General features: G+C 53.8%; 24 protein-coding genes. 18 read left to right on the plus strand and 6 right to left on the minus strand.

Features of this window, described 5'->3' with window-relative positions:
* Positions 1–47 precede the first annotated feature (47 nt).
* Positions 48–1,583 (plus strand): murein biosynthesis integral membrane protein MurJ, encoded by a 1,536-nt coding sequence (murJ, locus tag I6L74_RS16205; RefSeq protein WP_059178329.1) that lies wholly within the window; start codon positions 48–50, stop codon positions 1,581–1,583.
* Between the two features lie 59 nt (positions 1,584–1,642).
* On the opposite strand, the gene flgN is transcribed toward murJ, so the two are convergent.
* The 3 genes from flgN to flgA all read right to left on the minus strand — a co-directional run bounded on the left by flgN (position 1,643) and on the right by flgA (position 3,121).
* Entirely contained in the window at positions 1,643–2,065 is a 423-nt protein-coding gene (gene flgN, locus I6L74_RS16210; RefSeq protein WP_012016980.1) for a flagella biosynthesis chaperone FlgN, read from the minus strand.
* A gap of 4 nt (positions 2,066–2,069) precedes the next feature.
* A complete protein-coding gene (gene flgM / locus I6L74_RS16215) occupies positions 2,070–2,369 on the minus strand; it encodes a flagellar biosynthesis anti-sigma factor FlgM (protein ID WP_059178328.1) in 300 nt (99 codons plus the stop codon).
* Between the two features lie 92 nt (positions 2,370–2,461).
* On the minus strand, positions 2,462–3,121 hold the full coding sequence (gene flgA / locus I6L74_RS16220) for a flagellar basal body P-ring formation chaperone FlgA (RefSeq protein ID WP_059178327.1): 660 nt from the start codon (positions 3,119–3,121) through the stop codon (positions 2,462–2,464).
* A 158-nt stretch (positions 3,122–3,279) separates the two neighbouring features.
* On the opposite strand from flgA, the gene flgB reads away from it, so the two are divergent.
* The 11 genes from flgB (at position 3,280) to flgL (ending at position 13,138) form a co-directional block, all read left to right on the plus strand.
* A complete protein-coding gene (gene flgB, locus I6L74_RS16225; protein WP_059178326.1) occupies positions 3,280–3,696 on the plus strand; it encodes a flagellar basal body rod protein FlgB in 417 nt (138 codons plus the stop codon).
* A 3-nt stretch (positions 3,697–3,699) separates the two neighbouring features.
* Complete coding sequence (gene flgC, locus I6L74_RS16230; protein ID WP_059178325.1) at positions 3,700–4,104, plus strand: flagellar basal body rod protein FlgC; 405 nt, start codon at positions 3,700–3,702, stop codon at positions 4,102–4,104.
* 11 nt (positions 4,105–4,115) lie between these two features.
* Positions 4,116–4,826, plus strand: coding sequence for a flagellar hook assembly protein FlgD (flgD, locus tag I6L74_RS16235; protein ID WP_059178324.1), 711 nt, complete (start codon positions 4,116–4,118; stop codon positions 4,824–4,826).
* Between the two features lie 26 nt (positions 4,827–4,852).
* Complete coding sequence (flgE, locus tag I6L74_RS16240) at positions 4,853–6,067, plus strand: flagellar hook protein FlgE (protein ID WP_059178323.1); 1,215 nt, start codon at positions 4,853–4,855, stop codon at positions 6,065–6,067.
* Positions 6,068–6,087: 20 nt separating this feature from the next.
* Positions 6,088–6,843 (plus strand): flagellar basal body rod protein FlgF, encoded by a 756-nt coding sequence (locus tag I6L74_RS16245; protein ID WP_059178322.1) that lies wholly within the window; start codon positions 6,088–6,090, stop codon positions 6,841–6,843.
* A gap of 11 nt (positions 6,844–6,854) precedes the next feature.
* Positions 6,855–7,637, plus strand: coding sequence for a flagellar basal-body rod protein FlgG (gene flgG, locus I6L74_RS16250; RefSeq protein ID WP_012016988.1), 783 nt, complete (start codon positions 6,855–6,857; stop codon positions 7,635–7,637).
* A gap of 57 nt (positions 7,638–7,694) precedes the next feature.
* Positions 7,695–8,393, plus strand: a complete 699-nt coding sequence (gene flgH / locus I6L74_RS16255; protein WP_082691909.1) for a flagellar basal body L-ring protein FlgH — start codon at positions 7,695–7,697, stop codon at positions 8,391–8,393.
* 12 nt (positions 8,394–8,405) lie between these two features.
* Entirely contained in the window at positions 8,406–9,503 is a 1,098-nt protein-coding gene (locus I6L74_RS16260) for a flagellar basal body P-ring protein FlgI (RefSeq protein WP_059178320.1), read from the plus strand.
* The gene (gene flgJ / locus I6L74_RS16265) at positions 9,503–10,456 is read left to right on the plus strand and encodes a flagellar assembly peptidoglycan hydrolase FlgJ (protein WP_059178319.1); all 954 of its coding nucleotides are present in this window, start codon (positions 9,503–9,505) and stop codon (positions 10,454–10,456) included. The genes I6L74_RS16260 and flgJ overlap by 1 nt, the downstream gene beginning before the upstream one ends.
* 73 nt (positions 10,457–10,529) lie before the next feature.
* Positions 10,530–12,170 (plus strand): flagellar hook-associated protein FlgK, encoded by a 1,641-nt coding sequence (gene flgK, locus I6L74_RS16270; protein WP_059178318.1) that lies wholly within the window; start codon positions 10,530–10,532, stop codon positions 12,168–12,170.
* Positions 12,171–12,184: 14 nt separating this feature from the next.
* Complete coding sequence (gene flgL / locus I6L74_RS16275; RefSeq protein ID WP_059178317.1) at positions 12,185–13,138, plus strand: flagellar hook-associated protein FlgL; 954 nt, start codon at positions 12,185–12,187, stop codon at positions 13,136–13,138.
* A gap of 80 nt (positions 13,139–13,218) precedes the next feature.
* Here the strand turns inward: flgL and I6L74_RS16280 are convergent, their stop codons facing one another.
* Positions 13,219–14,430, minus strand: coding sequence for an MFS transporter (locus tag I6L74_RS16280; protein WP_059178316.1), 1,212 nt, complete (start codon positions 14,428–14,430; stop codon positions 13,219–13,221).
* A gap of 109 nt (positions 14,431–14,539) precedes the next feature.
* On the opposite strand from I6L74_RS16280, the gene I6L74_RS16285 reads away from it, so the two are divergent.
* Entirely contained in the window at positions 14,540–15,472 is a 933-nt protein-coding gene (locus I6L74_RS16285; RefSeq protein ID WP_059178315.1) for a LysR family transcriptional regulator, read from the plus strand.
* Between the two features lie 56 nt (positions 15,473–15,528).
* Here the strand turns inward: I6L74_RS16285 and rne are convergent, their stop codons facing one another.
* The gene (gene rne, locus I6L74_RS16290) at positions 15,529–18,693 is read right to left on the minus strand and encodes a ribonuclease E (protein WP_059178314.1); all 3,165 of its coding nucleotides are present in this window, start codon (positions 18,691–18,693) and stop codon (positions 15,529–15,531) included.
* A 568-nt stretch (positions 18,694–19,261) separates the two neighbouring features.
* Between rne and rluC the strand changes: the two genes are divergently transcribed.
* Positions 19,262–20,209 carry a 23S rRNA pseudouridine(955/2504/2580) synthase RluC gene (gene rluC, locus I6L74_RS16295; RefSeq protein WP_059178313.1) on the plus strand — a complete coding sequence of 316 codons (948 nt, stop codon included), beginning with the start codon at positions 19,262–19,264 and terminating at the stop codon, positions 20,207–20,209.
* A 57-nt stretch (positions 20,210–20,266) separates the two neighbouring features.
* Here rluC and I6L74_RS16300 read toward each other — a convergent pair whose 3' ends face one another.
* Positions 20,267–20,851 carry a Maf family protein gene (locus I6L74_RS16300; RefSeq protein WP_059178312.1) on the minus strand — a complete coding sequence of 195 codons (585 nt, stop codon included), beginning with the start codon at positions 20,849–20,851 and terminating at the stop codon, positions 20,267–20,269.
* Between the two features lie 140 nt (positions 20,852–20,991).
* On the opposite strand from I6L74_RS16300, the gene yceD reads away from it, so the two are divergent.
* The 4 genes from yceD (at position 20,992) to I6L74_RS16320 (ending at position 23,777) form a co-directional block, all read left to right on the plus strand.
* Positions 20,992–21,513 (plus strand): 23S rRNA accumulation protein YceD, encoded by a 522-nt coding sequence (gene yceD, locus I6L74_RS16305; protein WP_059178311.1) that lies wholly within the window; start codon positions 20,992–20,994, stop codon positions 21,511–21,513.
* Between the two features lie 16 nt (positions 21,514–21,529).
* On the plus strand, positions 21,530–21,703 hold the full coding sequence (gene rpmF / locus I6L74_RS16310) for a 50S ribosomal protein L32 (RefSeq protein WP_003857964.1): 174 nt from the start codon (positions 21,530–21,532) through the stop codon (positions 21,701–21,703).
* A 79-nt stretch (positions 21,704–21,782) separates the two neighbouring features.
* Positions 21,783–22,817, plus strand: a complete 1,035-nt coding sequence (gene plsX, locus I6L74_RS16315) for a phosphate acyltransferase PlsX (RefSeq protein WP_174342093.1) — start codon at positions 21,783–21,785, stop codon at positions 22,815–22,817.
* Positions 22,818–22,823: 6 nt separating this feature from the next.
* Complete coding sequence (locus I6L74_RS16320; protein WP_059178309.1) at positions 22,824–23,777, plus strand: beta-ketoacyl-ACP synthase III; 954 nt, start codon at positions 22,824–22,826, stop codon at positions 23,775–23,777.
* The last annotated feature ends 3 nt before the right edge of the window (positions 23,778–23,780 follow it).

Below are 23,780 nucleotides of genomic sequence, written 5' to 3' on the forward strand. Positions count from 1 at the left end.
GCCTGCATTGCAGGCGTTTTGCCGTGTGGTAGTGGAAATTCACGTTAATGAACTTATTAAAATCGCTGGCGGCCGTCAGCTCGATGACCATGTTTTCTCGCGTGCTGGGTTTTGCCCGTGACGCGATTGTGGCAAGGGTCTTTGGTGCAGGCATGGCAACCGACGCCTTTTTTGTGGCATTCAAATTACCCAATCTTCTGCGCCGTATTTTCGCAGAAGGCGCATTTTCCCAGGCGTTTGTCCCGATCCTGGCAGAATACAAAAGCAAGCAGGGTGAAGACGCCACCCGCGTGTTTGTCTCCTATGTTTCGGGTCTGCTGACGCTGGCGCTGGCGATCGTGACGGTTGTTGGGATGCTGGCCGCCCCGTGGGTCATTATGGTGACGGCACCGGGCTTTGCCGACACGGCGGATAAATTTGCGCTGACGACGCAACTTCTGCGCATCACCTTTCCTTATATTTTGCTGATTTCACTGGCCTCGCTGGTGGGAGCGATCCTCAACACCTGGAACCGATTCTCGGTCCCGGCGTTTGCCCCGACCTTTTTGAACGTCAGCATGATTGGTTTTGCCCTGTTTGCCGCGCCGCACTTTAACCCTCCCGTGCTGGCCCTGGCGTGGGCGGTCACCGTCGGTGGCGTGCTTCAGTTGGCTTATCAACTCCCGCATCTGAAAAAAATCGGCATGCTGGTGCTGCCGCGTATTAATTTCCGCGATGCGGGCGCGATGCGCGTGATTAAGCAGATGGGACCGGCGATTCTCGGCGTATCTGTTAGCCAGATTTCCCTGATTATCAATACCATTTTTGCCTCATTCCTGGTGTCGGGTTCGGTGTCGTGGATGTATTACGCTGACCGACTGATGGAGTTTCCGTCGGGCGTGCTGGGCGTGGCGCTGGGAACCATTTTGCTCCCGTCTCTGTCGCGGAGCTTTGCCAGCGGAAATCACGATGAGTATTGCCGCCTGATGGACTGGGGTTTGCGCCTGTGCTTTTTGCTGGCGTTGCCAAGTGCGGTTGCGCTGGGCATTCTGGCAAAACCGCTGACGGTGTCGCTGTTCCAGTACGGGAAATTCAGCGCGTTTGATGCCCTGATGACCCAGCGCGCCTTAGTGGCGTATTCCGTGGGCCTGATGGGGTTGATCGTTGTAAAGGTATTGGCACCGGGCTTCTATTCCCGTCAGGACATTAAAACGCCGGTCAAAATAGCCATCGTGACGCTGATCCTGACTCAGGTGATGAACCTGATCTTTATCGGTCCGCTGAAACACGCCGGTTTGTCGCTGTCGATCGGTCTTGGAGCATGCCTGAACGCCGGTTTGCTGTATTGGCAATTGCGTAAGCAAAACATCTTCACGCCGCAGCCGGGCTGGATGCGCTTCCTGATTCGTCTGGTGATTGCGGTTCTGGTGATGGCTGGTGCGCTGGTGGGGATGATGTACGTGATGCCTGAATGGTCAAACGGCACCATGCTGTATCGTCTGCTGCGCCTGATGGCGGTGGTCGTGGTGGGAATTGTGGCCTATTTCGCCACGCTGGCGGTACTCGGTTTTAAAGTGAAAGAGTTCGCCCGCCGAACGGTATAAACCACGAAAGGGGAGTCACCTGCTGGTGCTCCCCGTCGTCTGTCTAATCGCTATCGCGATTAAATCGAAATCTTCTTACCGCCGCCGCGCGAGCTGGCCGTCTGGCCATTAGCGCCATACAGTCCAGGCTCCTGATGAGGTTTTAACACCTCGAGCGCCTGCTGATTGCGTTCAATCTGTCCCTCTAACAACCAACCGTTATGCTGGTTGAGATCGCGAAGGTGCTGAGTTTTCTCAGTAATAGTCTGCCAGCGCTCAGCGATATCATCATTCGCGCTACGTCGCGGGTCTTGCTCCGCACGACGCTGTTGTTCCAGGTAATCCAGGGTTGCCAACAGCGAGCTTTTATCTTCAGTAATACGCTGCAAAGCGCTACCGGTAAAATGTCCCATGGACAGCTGCTGCTGTTCGGCATCCATTACCGTCTTCAGATCGTTCAGGACTACCGTCATCTGATCCAATATTTCTGACAGTCGACTCATACGGTTATTTACTCTGTAAGAAGCTCTGCGTTTCCTGAAGCAATGCATCAGCAATTTTGCTGGTGTCCATCTTCAATTCGCCGTTACGAATAGCCGCTTTCAGCGCTTCGACACGTTCGACGTTGATATCATTTGTTGCAGGCTGCATCAGTTTAGACTGCCCATCACTGAGGGTGACGCTGGCGCTGGTGCTGTTCGCCGTGGACGATTTTTCTGCGCGTGGTTTCAGCACTGGCGCGTCATTCGTTTCACGAGGTTGTACAGTGCTAACCGGTTTCAGGGGCGATGTACGATCAATGCTCATAGTGTTGTCCTCATAGAGGTTCGCGGCGTTGGCGCCTGACATTATCATTTGTTAATTATTTATCGGCAGGTGCCGTGAAACCTTTAAAAAGATTATAGGTTAATCAGAATAATCCCATCAGATCCGACGGTTCCGCTCACCACCTGACCTGAGGACATCCTTACGCGCGCATTTTGGGCGACGGCGGCGTTGTTCAACGCCTGACCTTCGCTGTTCACACTAAATCCGTCTCCGTTAGCGATCACCATGACGCGTTGTCCTGCTTTTACGCGCCAGGCCTGACGAAGCATCGACAGTTGTATCGCTTGTCCTGGCGCTAAATCGCGCAGGCTCACGGAATCTTGCGCCTGATTAATATCAAGCATAGTGCGCGGTGGGAGCTGATCCAGCCGGCCGCGCTTTAATTCCACGCTGGTCGTTTGCAACACGCTACCGCGGGCAATGGGCTGGGCGGCGACAACATAGTTGCCCGTCGCTTGTACATTCACCTGTAAAAAGCGCTTTTCGTTGTTGCAGCGCGCCAGCACGTTCACATTGCCCCACAGTTTTGTGTTGCCGCTGATGCTGAGTGCAGGTTGATCGCAGGTGGGCAGGAGATTGGGCTGCGTACGGACGGTCACCGTCACCTCATCACTAAAGCCTGCCAGACGCTGGGCAAAAAAAGCCGTCAGCTGGGCATTCAGATCCTGAGCCTGCGTCAGAGGACTTAACAGTAAAAGGGTAGCGGCTAAGCCACTTTTGAACGACAGCATCACACATTCCCGCGGTTCCTGGATTTGAGACGATTCTACCCCTTAGGCTTTTTCTTCAACGCGACAAATAGCGACGCATTTTGCGTGTATTCCGTCGATAAGGTGTACGGGTTGAGTTTTAAGCTACATGCTGAAATTTCGCCATCAGCGGAGAAGATATGCTCGATAAACTTGACGCCTCGTTACGTTTTCAACAGGAAGCGCTCAACCTGCGCGCTCAGCGGCAAGAAGTGTTGGCCAGCAACATCGCGAACGCGGATACCCCAGGGTATCAGGCGCGCGATATGGATTTTTCCAGTGAGCTTAAAAAAGTGATGGAGCGTGGCCGCGCGGAAGGGACCGGTGTTGCCCTGGCATTGACGTCTTCGCGTCATATCCCCGCTCAGGCAATGACGGCACCGTCTGCCGATTTACTTTACCGCATTCCCGATCAGCCATCCCTTGACGGTAACACCGTTGATATGGACCGGGAGCGCACGCAGTTTGCCGATAACAGCCTGAAATATCAGACGGGCCTGACCGTTCTCGGTGGACAGATTAGAAGCATGCAGAGCGTTCTGCAGGGAGGCAACTAATTCATGGCCTTACTGAACATTTTTGATATCGCCGGTTCGGCGTTGACCGCCCAGTCCCAGCGTCTGAACGTTGCCGCCAGTAACATGGCGAACGCCGACAGCGTGACCGGACCAGACGGCCAGCCTTATCGTGCCAAACAGGTTGTCTTTCAGGTCGATGCTGCGCCGGGCGCGGCAACGGGCGGCGTGAAAGTCTCCAGTGTGGTTGAGAGCCAGGCACCTGACAAACTGGTGTATGAGCCGGGCAATCCGCTGGCGGATGCGAACGGTTACGTCAAAATGCCAAACGTCGACGTAGTCGGTGAGATGGTGAACACCATGTCCGCTTCCCGTAGCTATCAGGCGAACGTTGAAGTGCTCAATACCGTCAAGAGCATGATGCTCAAAACGCTCACTCTCGGCCAGTAAAGGAGACACGCATGTCCATCGCCGTCAACGTGAATGACCCGACTAACTCCGGCGTCACAGGCACCAGCAGTACCAGCGGTTCTAAATCCCTGACGGGTAATAGCGCATCCGATCTACAGGGTAGCTTTTTAACGCTGCTGGTTGCGCAGTTGAAAAACCAGGACCCGACCAACCCGATGCAAAACAACGAACTGACCACGCAACTTGCGCAGATCAGTACCGTGAGTGGTATCGAGAAGCTGAACACCACGCTCGGCTCCGTTTCGGGTCAACTTAATGATAGCCAGTCACTGCAAGCCAGTAACCTGATTGGCCACGGTGTGATGATCCCAGGGACGACGATCCTGGCAGGGACCAGCACCACCGAAGGCAACAGCACGACCACCACAACGCCGTTTGGCGTTGAGTTGCAGCAAGCCGCCGACAAAGTCACCGCCACCATCACCAATAAAGATGGCGTCGTTGTACGCACGATCGATATCGGTGAGCTGAAAGCAGGCGTCCATACCTTTAGCTGGGATGGCTCGATGACGGACGGTACTACCGCGCCAAACGGTTCTTATAGCGTTGCCATTTCTGCCAGCAGTGGTCCGAATCAGCTGGTGGCTCAGCCGCTTAAGTTCGCACTGGTTCAGGGCGTGACGCGCGGCAGTGACGGTAACAAACTGGATTTGGGTACTTCTGGTACCACCACGCTCGACGAAGTTCGGCAGATTATTTAAGCCTTAATACTTATCAGGAGTAACTCATGGCCTTTTCACAAGCGGTCAGCGGCCTGAATGCCGCAGCCACCAACCTGGACGTCATTGGTAACAACATTGCCAACTCCGCGACCTATGGTTTCAAATCCGGTACTGCGTCTTTCGCAGATATGTTCGCCGGTTCCAAAGTCGGTTTAGGCGTAAAAGTTGCTGGTATCACCCAGGACTTTAACGACGGCACAACGACCAACACCGGTCGTGGACTGGACGTTGCCATCAGCCAGAACGGTTTCTTCCGTATGGTTGATGCCAACGGTTCTGTTTTTTACAGCCGTAACGGCCAGTTCAAGCTGGATGAAAACCGTAACATCGTCAACATGCAGGGCCTGCAGCTGACGGGGTATCCGGTTGCAGGTACGCCACCGACCATCCAGACCGGCGCAAACCCGCAGGCGATTTCTATCCCGAATACGCTGATGGCGGCGAAGCCTACCGACACCGCATCCCAGCAGATCAACCTAAACTCAACGGATACCGCGCCGACAAAGCCATTTAATGTTGCAGATACCTCTGACCCAGATTCTTACAACAAGAAAGGCACCGTGACTGTCTATGACAGCCAGGGTAATGCACACAACATGAATCTGTTCTACGTCAAAGACACCGCCGCAAACAGCTGGAAGGTCTACTCCCAGGATGCGAGCGTGCCGGGTAGTGCAGCAACACTGGCGACCACGTTGACCTTCAACGCCAGCGGTGTGTTGACTGGTGGCGGTCAGGTTAACGTCACAACGGCGACTATCCCTGGTGCAACGCCTGCGACATTTGCCCTGAGTTTTGCTAACTCCATGCAGCAGAACACCGGTGCGAACAACATCGTGGCAACTAACCAGAACGGCTACAAGCCGGGTGACCTGGTGAGCTACCAGATTAACGATGATGGCACCGTTATGGGTAACTACTCTAACGAGCAGAATCAGGTTTTGGGTCAGATCGTGCTGGCAAACTTCGCCAACAACGAAGGCCTGAAATCCGAAGGTGATAACGTGTGGACGGCAACGCAGTCTTCCGGCGTTGCGCTGCTGGGTACAGCAGGAACCGGTAACTTTGGTTCATTGACCAACGGTGCACTGGAAGCGTCAAACGTGGATCTGAGTAAAGAACTGGTGAACATGATTGTTGCGCAGCGTAACTACCAGTCGAATGCGCAGACCATCAAAACCCAGGATCAGATCCTCAACACGCTGGTCAACCTGCGTTAATCGTCTAACGGGATGATGTAATGGATCACGCAATATATACCGCGATGGGCGCAGCCAGTCAGACGCTGAATCAGCAGGCTGTGACCGCCAGTAACCTGGCGAACGCCTCTACGCCGGGATTCCGTGCGCAGCTTAATGCAATGCGCGCGGTACCGGTCGAAGGGCTGACGCTGCCGACGCGTACGCTGGTTATCGCCTCTACGCCGGGTGCCGATATGACGCCTGGTCAAATGGATTACACCTCACGTCCGCTGGACGTGGCGCTTCAGCAGGATGGTTGGCTGGCGGTGCAAGCGGCCGACGGTACGGAAGGTTATACCCGTAACGGTAACATCCAGGTCGATTCTGCCGGTCAGTTGACGATTCAGGGTCACCCGGTGATTGGCGAAGCGGGTCCACTGACGGTGCCGGAAGGTTCGGAAATCACCATCGCGGCGGACGGGACCATTTCGGCCCTGAACCCGGGCGATCCAGCGAATACCGTGGCGCCGGTTGGCAAACTGAAGCTGGTGAAAGCCGAAGGCAATGAAGTGACGCGCGGTGATGACGGACTGTTCCGCACCAGCGCGTCGGCACTGGCCGCACGTGGCGCAACGTTGCAGCCCGATCCGAGCATCCGCGTGATGTCCGGCGTACTGGAAGGCAGTAACGTTAAACCGGTTGCCGCCATGACCGATATGATTGCCAGCGCGCGTCGTTTCGAAATGCAAATGAAGGTTATCACCAGCGTCGATGAAAACGCCGGACGTGCTAACCAACTGCTGTCTATGAGTTAACAGGATTTCTTATGATCAGCTCTTTATGGATCGCGAAAACGGGTCTTGACGCACAGCAAACCAACATGGATGTCATCGCCAACAACCTGGCGAACGTCAGCACCAATGGTTTCAAGCGTCAGCGTGCCGTGTTCGAAGATTTGCTTTATCAAACCATTCGTCAGCCGGGCGCGCAGTCGTCTGAGCAGACAACGCTACCGTCAGGCCTGCAGATTGGTACGGGTGTGCGTCCGGTTGCGACCGAGCGTCTGCACAGCCAGGGTAACCTGTCTCAGACCAACAACAGCAAAGACGTCGCCATTAAAGGCCAGGGGTTCTTCCAGGTGCAGTTACCTGATGGTACCTCAGCGTATACGCGCGACGGTTCGTTCCAGGTGGATCAGAATGGTCAGCTGGTGACGGCGGGTGGTTTCCAGGTTCAGCCTGCGATTACCATTCCGGCTAACTCCCTGAGCATTACCATCGGACGTGATGGCGTGGTAAGCGTGACGCAACAGGGGCAGGCAGCGCCTGTTCAGGTTGGACAGCTTAACCTGACGACGTTTATGAACGACACCGGTCTGGAAAGCATTGGGGAAAACCTCTACACGGAAACCCAGTCCTCGGGTGCACCTAACGAAAGTACGCCTGGCCTGAACGGCTCAGGTTTGCTGTATCAGGGTTATGTAGAAACGTCTAACGTCAACGTGGCGGAAGAGCTGGTGAATATGATCCAGGTTCAACGCGCGTATGAAATTAACAGTAAAGCAGTGTCGACGACCGACCAGATGCTGCAAAAACTGACGCAACTCTAAGGGGTCGTCCGGTGCGGTAAACGCTGCATCGGACCCCTGTTTTCGAAGATGAAGGTAATGCAAAAAAACGCGGTGTTTCGTTATCCAATAGTGACTGTTCTGGCCGTAACCCTCAGCGGTTGCGCCTTGATCCCGTCCAAACCATTGGTGCAGGGTGCGACTACCGCCCAACCGATCCCAGGCCCTACGCCTGTGGTGAATGGTTCTATTTTCCAGACCGCACAGCCTATCAACTATGGCTACCAGCCGCTGTTTGAAGACCGCCGCCCACGTAACATTGGCGATACGTTGACCATCCAGCTGCAGGAAAACGTCAGTGCGAGCAAAAGCTCCTCGGCGAACGCCAGCCGAGATGGAAAAACCAATTTTGGCTTTGATACCGTTCCACGCTATCTGCAGGGCCTGTTTGGCAATGAACGCGCCGATGTCGAAGCATCTGGCGGCAACAGCTTTAATGGTAAAGGTGGCGCAAACGCCAGCAATACCTTCAGCGGGACGCTGACCGTAACAGTTGACCAGGTTCTGGCTAACGGCAATTTACATGTTGTGGGTGAAAAACAGATCGCCATCAATCAGGGCACTGAGTTCATTCGCTTCTCCGGTGTGGTTAACCCTCGCACCATCAGTGGCAGCAACACCGTGCCGTCCACTCAGGTGGCGGATGCGCGTATTGAGTACGTCGGTAACGGCTATATCAATGAAGCGCAGAATATGGGCTGGCTGCAACGTTTCTTCCTTAATTTATCGCCGATGTAAGCAAGGTGACCTATGTTTAAATCCCTTTTCGGAATGGTGTTGGTGCTGGTGGCGACGTTCGCCCAGGCCGACCGCATTCGCGATCTCACCAGTGTACAGGGCGTACGAGCAAACTCACTGATCGGCTATGGCCTGGTCGTCGGCCTGGACGGCACGGGCGACCAGACCACCCAGACGCCTTTCACCACGCAAAGTTTGAATAACATGCTTTCCCAGCTCGGTATTACGGTACCGACAGGGACGAACATGCAGCTGAAAAACGTGGCGGCGGTCATGATCACCGCCTCTTACCCGGCGTTTGCCCGACAGGGTCAAACCATCGATGTGGTGGTTTCCTCGATGGGTAACGCAAAAAGCCTGCGCGGCGGGACGCTGCTGATGACCCCTCTGAAAGGGGTGGATAGCCAGGTTTATGCGCTGGCGCAGGGTAACATTCTTGTCGGCGGTGCGGGGGCATCAGCAGGCGGAAGCAGTGTGCAGGTAAACCAGCTGAACGGCGGTCGTATTACGAACGGTGCGATTATCGAGCGTGAACTGCCGACCCAGTTTGGCGCAGGCGACACCATCAATCTTCAACTGAATAATGAAGACTTCACGATGGCGCAGCAGATTGCCGACACCATCAACCGCAGCCGTGGCTACGGTAGCGCGACTGCGCTGGATGCGCGTACCGTGCAGATCCGTACCTCCAGCGGCAGCAGCAATCAGGTGCGTATGCTGGCGGATATCCAGAATATGGAAGTCAACGTTCCGCTTCAGGATGCCAAAGTGATCATCAACTCGCGTACGGGATCGGTGGTGATGAACCGAGAAGTGACGCTGGATAGCTGTGCCGTCGCACAGGGTAACCTGTCGATCAGCGTGAACCGCTCGGCGCAAGTCAGCCAGCCGGATACGCCGTTTGGCGGTGGACAAACGGTTGTGACGCCACAAACGCAGATTGATATGCGCCAGAGCGGCGGTTCACTGCAAACCGTGCGTTCGAGTGCCAACCTGAACAACGTCGTGCGTGCCTTGAATGCGCTGGGTGCTACACCGATGGATTTGATGTCGATTTTGCAGTCCATGCAAAGTGCGGGCTGTCTGCGCGCCAAACTGGAAATCATCTAATGCTGAGCGATAGCAAACTGATGGCAAGTGCGGCCTGGGATGCCCAGTCGCTCAACGAACTGAAAACCAAAGCAGGACAAGACCAGGCGGCTAACCTCCGCCCGGTTGCCCGCCAGGTGGAAGGGATGTTTGTGCAGATGATGTTGAAAAGCATGCGTGAAACGTTACCGAAAGATGGGATGTTCAGCAGCGATTCGACACGCCTCTACACCAGCATGTATGACCAGCAGGTTGCTCAGCAAATGACGTCCGGCAAGGGGCTTGGACTCGCCGATATGATTGTGAAACAGATGCAGGCGGCTCAGGGGATTCAACCCGAAGAGCAGACGCAGCAGGTTCCGATGAAGTTTGATCTGGAAACGGTGACGACCTATCAGAATCAGGCGCTTACGCAGATGGTGCGTAAGGCGATGCCTAAGCCTGCAGAAAGTAACGATGAGGCGCTCTCCGGCGACAGTAAAGATTTCCTCGCCCAACTTTCGCTGCCAGCGCGTCTGGCCAGCGAACAGAGTGGGGTTCCACACCACCTGATTCTGGCGCAGGCAGCGCTGGAATCCGGGTGGGGTCAGCGACAAATTCGCCGTGAAAATGGCGAGCCGAGCTTTAACATTTTTGGTGTTAAAGCCTCCTCTGGCTGGAAAGGTCCAACGACAGAAATCACGACGACAGAATATGAAAATGGCGCGGCAGTGAAGGTCAAAGCCAAATTCCGCGTCTACAGCTCTTATCTCGAAGCGTTATCAGATTATGTGGGCATGTTGAGCCGAAATCCGCGCTATGCGGCCGTCACCAATGCTGCGACGGCAGAGCAGGGCGCGCAGGCATTGCAAAATGCGGGCTATGCCACCGATCCGCAATATGCCCATAAACTGACGAACATGATTCAACAGCTTAAATCGATGGGCGAGAAAGTCAGCAAAGCCTATAGCAACGATCTCGAAAATTTATTCTAAAGACTCAAGTTTGTGCTACGGCTGTCGATAATCCTTATCAGGACCCGTGTCTGAAAGTTTAAAAGGAACCTCAATGTCCAGTTTGATTAACAGCGCTATGAGTGGCCTCAGTGCGGCTCAGGCTTCACTGAATACGGTCAGTAATAACATTTCCAGCTATAACGTGGCAGGTTATACCCGTCAGACCACCGTGCTGGGTGCAGCAAACAGTACGTTGACGGGCGGCGGTTGGGTCGGTAATGGCGTGTACGTTAATGGCGTACAGCGTGAATACGATGCGTTCATTACCAATCAGCTGCGCGCTGCGCAGAACCAAAGCAGCGGGTTGACCACGCGCTATCAGCAGATGTCAAAAATTGACGACGTGCTGTCTGATACCACGAATTCCCTTTCTGCAACGTTGCAGAGCTTCTTTACCAGCCTGCAAACGCTGGTCAGTAACGCAGAAGATCCCGCTGCGCGTCAGACTGTGCTTGGAAAAGCCGATGGTCTGGTCAATCAGTTTAAGGTGACCGATCAGTACCTGCGCGACCAGGATAAGCAGGTTAATACTGCCATTGCGACAAGCGTTGACCAGATCAACTCCTATGCGACGCAGATTGCTAACCTCAACGACCAGATTTCACGTCTGACCGGTGTGGGTGCAGGGGCTTCCCCGAATAACCTGCTCGATCAGCGCGACCAGTTGGTCAGCGAGCTGAATCAGATTGTGGGTGTCGAAGTCGCGGTACAGGACAGTGGCACGTACAACGTTTCATTCGGTAACGGCTACACTCTGGTGCAGGGCAGCGCGGCCAATAAGCTGGCGGCTGTTCCATCAAGTGCCGATCCTTCACGCATGACCGTGGCGTATGTGGATGCCTCAGCGGGTAATGTTGAGATCCCGGATAAAGTGCTGAATACCGGCTCTTTGGGTGGCTTGATTACATTCCGTAATGAAGATCTGGATAAGACGCGTAATAACCTTAACCAGATGGCGCTTGCGTTTGCCGATGCCATGAACCAGCAGCATGAGAAAGGTTTTGATGCCAATCAGGATGCAGGCGGCAAACTGTTCAATTTCGGCACGCCGGCCGTCATGGAAAATGCCAAAAACACCGGCAGTGCGGCCGTTACAGCCACCATTGATGACAGCTCAAAAGTTCAGGCGACAGATTACAAACTGGAATACAACGGTTCCAACTGGACCGTGACGCGCCTGTCAGACAAAACCACGTTCACCGCAACGCCAGATGGTAGCGGGGATATGACGTTTGATGGCGTTAAAATTAACGTGAGTGGTGCAGCGGCTAATAAAGACAGTTTTGTGGTTAAGCCGGTCGTCGACACCATCGTCAACATGGAACTTCTGATCAAAGATGAATCCAAACTGGCGATGGCGTCTGACGCGACAGCGGGTGAGAGCGATAACCGTAACGGTAAGGCACTGCTTGAACTGCAAAACAGCAAGTCTGTTGGCGGGAATAAAAGCTTTAACGATGCCTATGCCTCGTTGGTCAGTACAGTCGGTAGCCAGACAGCTTCACTGAAGACCAGCAGCGCGACGAAAGCCAACGTGGTGACGCAGCTCAGCAATCAGCAGCAGTCGATTTCTGGCGTGAATCTGGATGAAGAGTACGGCAATTTGCAGCGTTTCCAGCAATATTACCTGGCGAATGCGCAGGTTCTGCAAACGGCCAGCACCCTTTTCGACGCCATTATTAATATTCGCTAAGGCCGAGGTAAAGAATGCGCATTAGCACCCAAATGATGTACCAGCAGAACATGCGTGGGATTACCGAATCCCAGAGCAAGTGGCTGAGCTACGGTGAACAAATGTCCACCGGTAAACGCGTTAACCGTCCTTCGGACGATGCGATTGCCTCCTCGCAGGCCATCGTGCTGTCTCAGGCGCAATCGCAGAACGAACAGTACAAGCTGGGACGTACCTTTGCGAAACAGAAAGTTTCACTGGAAGATAACGTGCTCGGTCAGGTCAACACGGCGATCTCCAGCGCGCAGGAAAAAATCGTTTATGCCGGTAACGGTACGTTGAGCGATGATGACCGTCTTTCTTTGGCGTCTGATTTGCAGGGTATCCGTGACCAATTGATGAATCTGGCCAACTCGACTGACGGTAACGGGCGCTTCATTTTCGCGGGCTATAAAACGGAAACGGCCCCGTTCGACTCTGCGACGGGAACGTACAGCGGCGGCACTGAATCCATTACGCAGCAAGTGGATTCCGCACGCACCATGGCGATCAGTCATACCGGTAATCAGATCTTTGAAAGCATCACCAGCAACGCACAGGAAGTTCCGGGCGGCGGTTACGGTGAACAGAATATGTTTAAAATTCTCGACAGCGCTATCGCGGCGTTGAAGGTGCCAGTAGACACGGATTCCGCTGCTGCAGCTACGCAGAAACTGGCGCTGGACACCGCTGCTGTCGGCATTAAAAACACCCAAAACAACGTGCTGACTGTCGTGGCAGACGTCGGAACCAAGCTTAACGAACTCGATACGCTAGATTCATTGGGCGTTGATCGTGCGCTGGGTCAGACGAAGCAGATGAGCGATCTGGTCGACGTTGACTGGAACGCGGCGATTTCGTCTTACACCATGCAACAGGCGGCGCTCCAGGCTTCATATAAAGCGTTTACTGACATGCAGGGAATGTCTCTGTTCCAGCTGAACAGATAACAAAATTGACCTCTTAGAACATATCTTGAAACTGGATATGTTTTGTCTGCCCAACCCGGAATTTCGGATTGGGCTTTTTTTTATCGATTTTGTACCTGAACGGCAACCACGCGCGCACTTTCAATCAGACGGATCAGCAGTGCTATTGCGCCACAAACCGTTGCCAGTGCCACCACGCCGGACCAGCCCACCATCGCATACACTTTGCTCCCCAACGCTGAGCCAAGCGCCATACCGATAAAAATAACAGTGAACAACAGGGCATTAAGACGCCCACGGGCCTGAGGTTCGAGACTGTAAACCAGATTCTGGTGCGCAACCAGACTTGACTGCAGACCGAGATCAAAGCCCACTGCGGAGACGGCAATCAAGATTAACTGTCCGCTGGTGCCAAGCGCCGGCATCAAAAACATCAGTGCGAAGGATACCGTCACCAGCGCCGCGCCCAGTTGCGTCACTTTACCTGCACCGAGTTTATCCGCCAGGCCACCTGCCAATGGCGCCGCTAATGCACCCGCTGCGCCGGCAATCCCGTATCCACCTGCCACCGCGCTGCCAAGGTGATAGCGATCTAACAGCATGACCGCAAGCGTTGACCAGAAAGCGCTAAAGGCAATCGACAGGAATCCTTGCGCCAGCGCGGCACGACGAAGGGCAGGATAGCGACGCCACAGATGTTCCATCGACCGCAGTAATGCCGGATAGCTCAGCGTTGAATGAATCGCAAAGCGTGGCAGGACCGCCCACATCACAACGCCGATAATCGCGATGCTTGCTGCCGCCAGCTGATACATCACGCGCCAGCCGAACGCTTCGCCTACCACCCCGCTGACGGTACGAGACAGCAGAATGCCCAGCAGTAAACCGGTCATCACGGTGCCGACGGTTTTGCCCTGTTTTCCTTCCGGCGCGAGAATGGCTGCCGCAGGTACGATATCTTGTGCCATGGTCGCGGCCATGCCGATCAGCAAGCTGGTGAACAGTAACGAGTGAAGCTGTTCAGTCAGGCTGCAGCCGAGAAGAAACAGCGCCAGCGCCGCACTTTTGAAAAGGATTAACGCGCGGCGATCGTGTCGATCCCCAAGGGGCAGCAGGAACAAAATACCCAGTGCGTAACCCGTCTGTGTCAACGTGGGGACCAGCCCCATGCCCGCGATACTCAGATGGAGATCCGTCCCCATCAGCGGCAGAAGCGGTTGGGCATAGTAAATTGATGCGACGCTAAAACCTGCGCCAATGGCAAGGATAAAAATAGTCCAGCGGCGGGTCTGTGTAGCGATGACTGCGTTCATTCGGTGTACCTCATTCATGGAATGAGGCTATTTTTCCGCAATCTCGCTTGAGGCGGTAGCCAGTAGGGTGGTAAAACATTTATACGTATAGCGTATAACCATGAAGAAAATGAAACGAACTGAGCGTATAGATAGAGTGGAACTGATGCGCACATTTATTCGCATCGTGGAGTCGGGTTCGCTCTCGGCGGCGGCAAGACAGCTCGACACCACGCAGGCGACCGTCAGTCGGCGCTTGCAGTCCCTGGAAACGCTGCTTGGCGTTCGGCTGTTACTCCGTACCACCCACGCGATGAAATTAACCGACGACGGTGAGCGCTGCTACCATCACGCACGACGGGTTATCGACAGTTGGCTGGCGCTGGAAGATGAAGTGGGTCAAGCCGAAGATGAACCGGTGGGGATTTTACGCGTACGCGCGCCCCATGCGTTTGGCCAGGAACAGCTGTTACCCCCGTTAATGCAGTTTTTGACCCGCTATCCGCAGCTCTCAATCGAGTGGAAACTCAATGACAGGTCAGTAGATTTTCTCAGCGATGATATCGACTGTGCGATTCGCGTGGGCGCTGAAGTCGATCCTGCCACGGTGTCCGTCTTGCTCGCCGAAGTTCCCCGCAGCGTTGTTGCGTCCCCGGCTCTGCTCGCACAGTTCACTGCGCCAGCGCATCCCGACGATCTCAGCGCGTTGCCGTGGGTGGCGCTCAGCACTTTTTATCATCAACATATTGAGCTCTTCAAACGAGGGGAAAAGGAGCCGACACGCGTCGCTATTTCGCCTCGCCTGAGTACTGATAGCCTCTATGTCGCGCGAAATACTGCGCTGATGGGACTGGGTATTGCGGCAGTATCGAGCTGGACGGTGGAAGAGGATATTCGCGAAGGAAGGCTGGTGCATCTTTTACCTGACTGGCAACCTGCACCTTTGCCGGTACACCTTGTTTATCCGTGGTCGCGCTATTACCCGGCGCGATTAAGACGATTTCTGGAGATGATGCGGGAGATCATGCCGCAAATGGCGGGAATGAGAAAACCGCTCGCTTAGCATTTCAGGCAATAAAAAAGCCGACCCTGAGGTCGGCTTTTCATTAGGGCTGCAAATTACTCAACAGACTGCGGGCGTGTTGCCGGTGCAGTTGCCTGATGAGTGGCACTGTGACCACCTGCAGCACCTTTACCGTCGAAATCGAACGCAGGACGCACCCAGTCACTTTGACGTGGCGCTTCTGGCTGATATTCCGGTGCTGGAGCACGCGTCATCGGCGCTGTCGCGTGATGATGACCGACAACAGCAGATGCGGCCGGTTGTGGCTTCACTTCAGCAACAGGTTGCTCTGCAACGAGGGCAGGCGCAGGTTGTTCAGCTTCAGCGACAACATCTGCCACGACTTCAGCTTCAACTTCAGCCACAACGTCCGCTTTCTCTTCGGCAACAGCAGGCTGTTCCACGACAGTTTCTACAGCCTCTACAGGTTCAGCGGATTCCGCGATTTGCGCAGCAACAGCCGTATCTTCTTGCGCGATAACCTGAGGTTGAGTATCAACCGGCGCAGCGATCGCTTCCGGGTGCGTGGTTTCTACTTCAACCGCTTCAACCTTCTGCGGCTCAGCCACGACGTGTTGCACTTCTTCAACCGCGACAGGCGCAACGTCTGCAGGAGCTGCGACCATTGGCTCAACCGTTTCAACTGCAGTCTGCTCTTCAAACTGCTGATCCTGAGGACGTGCAATCGGGTAGCGGATCCACACTTTACCGGAGGCCATTTCTGGTGACATACAGGCGACCGTCATTGGCATCGGTGACTGGGCTGGGTAACGCTCGTCACGATAGCGACGACGACGCTGACCGCTCACGCGCAGGTGGCGCGGAGAGCGACGGGAACGACGTGGCATACCATTGTTATCACGCGCTTCCGTATTGTCGTCTTGCTCATGCGTTGGCTCAACGACAGCGGGAAGATCCAGTTTTGCCAGTTGCGTATTCGGCGTTTCTTCAACCACAGGGACGTTCACAGCGGGAGTTGCCGCTTCAGTCTGTTCAGATTCGAAGCGAACTTTCTGTGACAGCTGACGCTGCTTACGACGCGGCATGACCTGGACGCGCTCTTCCTGTTCAGTTTCCTGGACAGCGGGTTCTTCCAGTGTGACGGCTTTAACGTCCTGCTGCGCCTGGCGCTTGTCGTCATTACGGCGACGGTTACGCTCACGACGTGGCTGCTGCTCATCACGCTGTCTGGTTTTCTCAGACTCATCGCCCGCTGGCTGGCGGATTTCACGATCTTCCGCATTTTGCTGCGGTTTTTCGCGACGGTTGCGACGGTTGTCCTCGCGCGCTTCACGACCTTCGTTGTTGTTCTCAGAACGATTATCACGATTGTCGCGGTTATCACGATTATCGCGGTTGTCACGGCGGTCGTTACGATCGCGGCGGTTGTTCTGACGTTTACGACGGTCCTGCTGCGGACGCTCTTTTTTCTCTTCTTTCGGAGCAACTTTCGGCTCTTCAGGTTGAGCTTCTTCACCCGCGAACATTTTCTTCAGCGCGCTGAAGATACGACCCAGCAGACCAGGTTCTGAAGACGTCACGTTAGCTTCGGTTTCAGATTTCGGCACTGCAGGCTTAGCGGTCGCTGGCTGCTCAGAAGGTGCCGGCGGTGCTTCAGGCATGATGAAGGTAGCCAATGCTGGCTGCTCAGGGAGTTTACGCTCCGCAGGCTCTTCATCAGAAGGCATTGCCATCTCTTCTTCGTGCAGTTTCGGCAGCAGGTAGCTCAGAGTGGATGTCTCTTCACCTTTGCGTACGCGCAGCACGGAGTAATGCGGCGTTTGCATCTGATCGTTTGGAACGATGATGCAACGCACACCAGCCTGACGTGATTCAATGGCACTGACTGCTTCGCGTTTTTCGTTCAGCAGGTAAGAGGCCACAGGAACCGGAACAATCGCGTGAACTTCTTTGGTGTTCTCTTTCAGCGCTTCTTCTTCAATGAGACGCAGAATGGAGAGTGCAAGTGATTCGTTGTCACGCACGGTACCGGTACCGCTACAGCGCGGGCAGACGTGATGGCTGGATTCACCCAGAGAAGGACTCAGGCGCTGACGCGACATTTCCAAAAGACCAAAGCGAGAAATATGGCTGATCTGGATACGTGCACGATCCTGACGAACCGCATCACGCAGACGGTTTTCCACTGCGCGCTGATGGCGTACTGGCGTCATGTCGATGAAGTCGATAACGATCAGGCCGCCGAGGTCGCGCAGACGAAGCTGACGTGCAATTTCATCTGCTGCTTCAAGGTTGGTGTTGAACGCGGTTTCTTCGATATCGCCGCCACGAGTTGCGCGTGCGGAGTTGATGTCGATAGCGGTCAGCGCTTCGGTCGAATCGATAACGATGGAACCGCCAGAAGGAAGACGCACTTCACGCTGGAAGGCGGACTCAATCTGCGATTCGATCTGATAGTGGCTGAACAGCGGGATTTCACCGGTGTACAGTTTAATTTTGCTGGTGAAATCTGGACGACCCAGTGCGGCGATGTGCTGGCGAGCCAGCTCAAGCACTTTCGGGTTATCAATCAGAATTTCGCCGATGTCCTGACGAAGATAGTCACGGAAAGCACGAACGATAACGTTACTTTCCTGGTGAATCAGGAAGGGCGCCGGACGGCTCTCTGCAGCTTTCTGGATGGCTTCCCAGTGCTTCAGACGGAATCCTAAGTCCCACTGCAACGCTTCGGCAGATTTACCGACACCTGCAGTACGCACAATCAGACCCATGCCATCAGGCAATTCAAGGCTGGCCAGCGCTTCTTTCAACTCGGTACGGTCATCGCCTTCGATACGGCGAGAGATACCACCCGCACGCGGGTTGTTTGGCATCAGTACCAGATAGCTACCCGCCAGGCTGATAAAGGTTGTCAGCGCAGCACCTTTGTTGCCGCGTTCTTCTTTATCAATCTGTACAATCACTTCCTGGCCTTCGCGCAGCACATCTTTGATGTTCGGACGACCGTGGGAGTTATAGTTGGCAGGGAAATATTCGCGGGCAATTTCTTTCAGAGGAAGGAAACCGTGACGCTCAGCGCCGTAATCGACGAAAGCGGCCTCCAGGCTTGGTTCAATGCGGGTGATTTTGCCTTTGTAAATGTTCGCTTTTTTCTGTTCGTGTCCAGGACTTTCGATATCCAGATCGTACAGGCGCTGCCCATCCACAAGGGCGACACGCAACTCTTCTTGCTGAGTTGCGTTGATTAACATTCTTTTCATCGTAACTTACTCATTATTCTTACATTGACGACTAAGCTGCGGGCAAGGTGACGCTTTCCGGGGTATGAACCGATGGCCTCGTGACTGTGACGTCGCCAACCTCACGGTTGTCGCTCGTTTAAGAGGCGCAAAGTGTCGGTTGCCTGTTTTTCATAGGAAATACAGCGCAATTATCAGGGGAACAGCCTGGGAGAACTCTCCAGAGAAGATTCCATTTACCGGTAAGTACTGCAACCCGCAGCCCGCTAACTGTCTGAAAGATCAATACGTCTTACGCCATTGCTGCGTGGATGATCGGTCAGACAAAATTGGTCATTCCGTCGTTATCCTTACAAAACCCAGATTTAACACGGAAAACGACTTCATTATTCCATTGCTAACCCAGTTATAGCAAGATGACTTTTACCAATTATCACCCGGTTACTCACAGTTTCTTCACTTCAAAGTGATGATTGGTTTAATAACCACCAAATCGATTGCGTCGAGAGAGAGCAGGCTGATTAAAAGTAAATATAAGCATATAAAAATGAGTGGCGCTAATGCCTGACGATATTTAGAATCGCCAACCATGAAAACAGAGACTCCATCCGTAAAAATGGTTGCTATCGCTGATGACGAAGCGGGGCAACGAATCGATAACTTTTTACGCACCCAGTTGAAAGGTGTGCCAAAGAGTATGATTTATCGCATCCTGCGCAAAGGCGAGGTGCGAGTGAACAAAAAACGCGTCAAGCCTGAGTACAAACTGGAAGCGGGTGATGAAGTGCGTATCCCGCCAGTGCGTGTCGCAGAACGCGAAGAAGAAGCGGTATCGCCGCATCTCAATAAAGTGGCGGCGCTAACCAACGCCATTTTATATGAAGACGATCATATCCTGGTGCTGAACAAACCTTCGGGTACCGCGGTACACGGCGGGAGCGGATTAAGCTTTGGCGTTATCGAAGGGTTGCGTGCGTTACGACCGGAAGCCCGTTTCCTGGAACTGGTCCATCGTCTTGACCGCGACACGTCTGGCGTGTTGCTGGTGGCGAAAAAACGTTCCGCATTACGTTCGTTGCATGAGCAACTGCGTGAGAAAGGGATGCAGAAAGATTACCTGGCGCTGGTGCGTGGCCAATGGCAATCCCATGTCAAAGTGGTGCAAGCGCCGCTGTTGAAAAATATTTTGCAGAGCGGGGAGCGTATCGTTCGCGTCAACAGCGAAGGCAAACCCTCTGAAACACGTTTTAAAGTCGAAGAGCGTTACGAATTTTGCACCCTGGTAAGATGCAGCCCTGTCACAGGACGTACGCACCAGATTCGCGTCCATACTCTTCATGCCGGTCATCCGATCGCATTTGACGATCGCTATGGCGATCGCGAATTTGATAAACAGCTGGCGGGCACCGGATTATCGCGTTTGTTCTTGCATGCCGCTGCGTTGAAGTTCACCCATCCTGGGACGGGCGCAGAGATGCGAGTCGAAGCGCCGCTGGACAATCAGCTCAAGCGTTGTCTGAAAATTCTTCGCGGGTAACCGCATGCAGGTGACGCTGCGCTGATCTTAAAACAACAGCGCAGCGCCCCCCGCTAATCACGCCATCAATGGATTAGCGTTCTCACGGCGCAGCATCTGACAAAGTGCAATCAGCGGTAAGCCAACCAACGTATTCGGATCGCGGCCATCCAGCTTCTCAAACAATGCAATCCCCAAGCCTTCGCTTTTGAAACTTCCCGCGCAATTCAACGGGCGCTCTCTGCGGACATAATCCTCAATCTCTTGTTCGCTCAGATGGCGGAAATGCACATCGAAGGGTTCGCATTCTGTTTGCAGATGACCGGTGGCAGAGTTGTAGAGTGCCAGGCCTGTGTAAAAGGTGACAATAGATCCGCGCGCTTTCATTAATTGCTGGCGCGCGTTCTCTTCGGTGTGGGGTTTCCCGGTAATTTCACCGTCCAATACGCAAACTTGATCTGAACCTATAATCAGATGATTAGGAAAGTGATTGGCGAGACTTTGCGCTTTTTCCTGCGCCAGGCGCACAACCAAATGGCGTGGCGATTCAGCAGGTTGTGGTGTTTCATCAGCGATGGGCGCCGCACACTCGAAGGGAACACCCAGCTTTTCGAGCAGCGCGCGTCGGTACGGAGAAGTGGAAGCAAGCACGAGTTTCGGCATATTTTTTTCACCAGATATAGCGTATCGATGCCAGCCATTTTAAACTACAGGCCGCAATGTGTGCGAATAATTGGCAAAAGGCAGCTGTGGTTGCCTTTTTCTTTGACTCTATGACGTTACAAAGTTAATATGCGCGCCCTATGCAAAAGGTAAAATTACCCCTGACTCTTGATCCGGTTCGTACGGCTCAGAAACGCCTCGATTACGAAGGTATTTATACCCCCGATCAGGCTGAGCGTATCGCCGAATCTGTGGTCAGTGTGGATACTGATGTAGAATGCTCCATGTCGTTCGATATCGATAACCAGCGTCTTGCCGTTTTAACCGGCGATGCAAAGGTAACGGTAACGCTCGAATGTCAGCGTTGCGGGAAACCGTTTATACGTCATGTTCACACAACGTATTGTTTCAGTCCGGTTCGTTCAGACGAACAGGCTGGAGCACTCCCGGAAGCGTATGAACCGATTGAGGTTAACGAATTCGGTGAAATCGATCTGCTTGCATTGGTTGAAGATGAAATCATCCTCGCCTTGCCAGTAGTTCCGGTGCATGATTCTGAACACTGTGAAGTGTCCGACGCGGACATGGTCTTTGGTGAATTGCCTGATGAAGCGCAAAAACCAAATCCATTTGCCGTATTAGCCAGTTTAAAGCGTAAGTAATTAAGGAGTAAGGTCCATGGCCGTACAACAGAATAAACCAACCCGTTCCAAACGTGGCATGCGTCGTTCCCATGACGCGCTGACTGCAGTTACCAGCCTGTCTGTAGACAAGACTTCTGGTGAGAAACACCTGCGTCACCACATCACAGCTGACGGTTTCTACCGCGGCCGCAAGGTTATCACTAAGTAATCACGCGCAAGCGTGATGAAGCTTAGTGAGGATTTCCCCAGGAAACTGGGGAAACGCCAAACCGGGCAGCGATGATACCTTGACACGTCTAACCCTGGCGTTAGATGTCATGGGAGGAGATTTTGGGCCTTCCGTGACAGTGCCTGCAGCATTGCAGGCACTGAACTCTAATTCTCAACTCACACTTCTTTTAGTCGGTAATCCCGACACAATCACGCCATTACTTGCAAAAGCTGACTTTGAACAACGTTCACGTCTGCAGATTATTCCTGCGCAGTCAGTTATTGCCAGTGATGCCCGGCCATCGCATGCGATCCGCAACAGTCGCGGAACGTCAATGCGCATTGCGCTGGAACTGGTAAAAGAAGGGCGGGCAGAAGCCTGCGTTAGCGCGGGTAACACCGGTGCGCTAATGGGGCTGGCGAAATTAATGCTCAAGCCCATTCAGGGGATTGAGCGTCCTGCGTTGGTGACGGTATTGCCGCATCAACAAAAGGGCAAAACGGTGGTGCTCGATCTGGGGGCCAACGTCGATTGTGATAGTACAATGCTGGCCCAGTTTGCCATCATGGGGTCGGTATTAGCTGAAGAAGTTGTGGGGATTTCAAATCCCCGGGTTGCGTTGCTAAACATCGGTGAAGAAGAGACAAAAGGCCTGGATAGCATTCGTGAAGCCGCAGAATTGCTAAAATCCGCGCCCTCAATTAACTATATTGGCTATCTTGAAGCTAATGAATTATTGACCGGTAAGACTGATGTTCTGGTGTGTGATGGATTTACTGGCAACGTGACGTTAAAAACGATGGAAGGGGTCGTGAGAATGTTCCTTTCTCTGCTCAAATCGCAGGGGGATGGGAAAAAAACGGCCTGGTGGCTGATTTTATTGAAGCGTTGGTTACAAAAGAGCCTGACGCGGCGATTCAGTCACCTCAACCCCGACCAGTATAATGGCGCCTGTCTGTTAGGATTGCGCGGCACGGTGATTAAGAGTCATGGTGCGGCCAATCAGCGAGCGTTTACCGTCGCCATTGAACAGGCAGTGCAGGCGGTGCAGCGACAAGTCCCACAGCGGATTGCCGCTCGCCTGGAATCTGTATTAGCAAAAAGTGACTGAGCGTACATGTATACGAAGATTTTAGGTACCGGCAGTTTTCTGCCCAAACAAGTGCGAACTAACGCCGATCTGGAAAAAATGGTCGATACCTCTGACGAGTGGATTGTCACACGCACAGGTATCCGTGAGCGCCGTATCGCCGCGCCTGATGAAACAGTTTCCACCATGGGCTATGAAGCAGGCCTCCGCGCGCTGGAAATGGCCGGTGTGGATAAAGATGAGATCGGTTTGATCATTGTCGCGACCACCTCTTCGACTCACGCGTTCCCGAGCGCAGCGTGCCAGATTCAGGGCATGATGGGTATTAAGGGTTGTCCTGCGTTTGACGTTGCTGCCGCGTGTGCTGGTTTCACTTATGCGCTTAGCATTGCCGATCAGTATGTAAAATCGGGCGCAGTAAAATATGCGTTAGTGATTGGCGCAGATGTGCTGGCGCGAACCTGCAACCCAGAAGATCGTGGCACGATTATTATTTTTGGCGATGGCGCGGGCGCTGTCCTGCTGGGTCAGTCAGAAGAGCAGGGTATTATCTCGACGCATTTACACGCTGACGGCAGTTATGGTGAGCTGCTGACGCTCCCTAACGCGGATCGTGTTAACCCGGACAATTCGATCTTCCTGACGATGGCAGGAAATGAAGTGTTTAAGGTTGCCGTGACGGAATTGGCTCATATCGTCGATGAAACGCTGTCCGAGAACAATCTTGAACGTTCAGCGCTCGACTGGCTGGTTCCGCATCAGGCTAACCTGCGTATTATTAGTGCCACGGCGAAAAAGCTGGGCATGTCGATGGATAATGTTGTTGTGACGCTCGATCGCCATGGCAATACCTCTGCGGCGTCCGTACCCTGCGCATTTGACGAAGCGGTACGCGATGGACGAATTAAACGAGGCCAACTGGTCTTGCTTGAAGCCTTTGGTGGCGGTTTCACCTGGGGCTCCGCGCTGGTTCGTTTCTAATTA

It is taken from the genome of Lelliottia amnigena, from assembly GCF_019047465.1.
Taxonomy (GTDB): Bacteria; Pseudomonadota; Gammaproteobacteria; order Enterobacterales; family Enterobacteriaceae; genus Enterobacter; species Enterobacter amnigenus.

Excerpts from the sequence above, each read along its gene's own strand:
- murJ (WP_059178329.1), top strand. The coding sequence starts at position 48 with ATGAACTTATTAAAATCGCTGGCGGCCGTCAGCTCGATGACCATGTTT.
- flgN (WP_012016980.1), bottom strand. The coding sequence starts at position 2,065 with ATGAGTCGACTGTCAGAAATATTGGATCAGATGACGGTAGTCCTGAAC.
- flgM (WP_059178328.1), bottom strand. The coding sequence starts at position 2,369 with ATGAGCATTGATCGTACATCGCCCCTGAAACCGGTTAGCACTGTACAA.
- flgA (WP_059178327.1), bottom strand. The coding sequence starts at position 3,121 with ATGCTGTCGTTCAAAAGTGGCTTAGCCGCTACCCTTTTACTGTTAAGT.
- flgB (WP_059178326.1), top strand. The coding sequence starts at position 3,280 with ATGCTCGATAAACTTGACGCCTCGTTACGTTTTCAACAGGAAGCGCTC.
- flgC (WP_059178325.1), top strand. The coding sequence starts at position 3,700 with ATGGCCTTACTGAACATTTTTGATATCGCCGGTTCGGCGTTGACCGCC.
- flgD (WP_059178324.1), top strand. The coding sequence starts at position 4,116 with ATGTCCATCGCCGTCAACGTGAATGACCCGACTAACTCCGGCGTCACA.
- flgE (WP_059178323.1), top strand. The coding sequence starts at position 4,853 with ATGGCCTTTTCACAAGCGGTCAGCGGCCTGAATGCCGCAGCCACCAAC.
- I6L74_RS16245 (WP_059178322.1), top strand. The coding sequence starts at position 6,088 with ATGGATCACGCAATATATACCGCGATGGGCGCAGCCAGTCAGACGCTG.
- flgG (WP_012016988.1), top strand. The coding sequence starts at position 6,855 with ATGATCAGCTCTTTATGGATCGCGAAAACGGGTCTTGACGCACAGCAA.
- flgH (WP_082691909.1), top strand. The coding sequence starts at position 7,695 with ATGCAAAAAAACGCGGTGTTTCGTTATCCAATAGTGACTGTTCTGGCC.
- I6L74_RS16260 (WP_059178320.1), top strand. The coding sequence starts at position 8,406 with ATGTTTAAATCCCTTTTCGGAATGGTGTTGGTGCTGGTGGCGACGTTC.
- flgJ (WP_059178319.1), top strand. The coding sequence starts at position 9,503 with ATGCTGAGCGATAGCAAACTGATGGCAAGTGCGGCCTGGGATGCCCAG.
- flgK (WP_059178318.1), top strand. The coding sequence starts at position 10,530 with ATGTCCAGTTTGATTAACAGCGCTATGAGTGGCCTCAGTGCGGCTCAG.
- flgL (WP_059178317.1), top strand. The coding sequence starts at position 12,185 with ATGCGCATTAGCACCCAAATGATGTACCAGCAGAACATGCGTGGGATT.
- I6L74_RS16280 (WP_059178316.1), bottom strand. The coding sequence starts at position 14,430 with ATGAACGCAGTCATCGCTACACAGACCCGCCGCTGGACTATTTTTATC.
- I6L74_RS16285 (WP_059178315.1), top strand. The coding sequence starts at position 14,540 with ATGAAACGAACTGAGCGTATAGATAGAGTGGAACTGATGCGCACATTT.
- rne (WP_059178314.1), bottom strand. The coding sequence starts at position 18,693 with ATGAAAAGAATGTTAATCAACGCAACTCAGCAAGAAGAGTTGCGTGTC.
- rluC (WP_059178313.1), top strand. The coding sequence starts at position 19,262 with ATGAAAACAGAGACTCCATCCGTAAAAATGGTTGCTATCGCTGATGAC.
- I6L74_RS16300 (WP_059178312.1), bottom strand. The coding sequence starts at position 20,851 with ATGCCGAAACTCGTGCTTGCTTCCACTTCTCCGTACCGACGCGCGCTG.
- yceD (WP_059178311.1), top strand. The coding sequence starts at position 20,992 with ATGCAAAAGGTAAAATTACCCCTGACTCTTGATCCGGTTCGTACGGCT.
- rpmF (WP_003857964.1), top strand. The coding sequence starts at position 21,530 with ATGGCCGTACAACAGAATAAACCAACCCGTTCCAAACGTGGCATGCGT.
- I6L74_RS16320 (WP_059178309.1), top strand. The coding sequence starts at position 22,824 with ATGTATACGAAGATTTTAGGTACCGGCAGTTTTCTGCCCAAACAAGTG.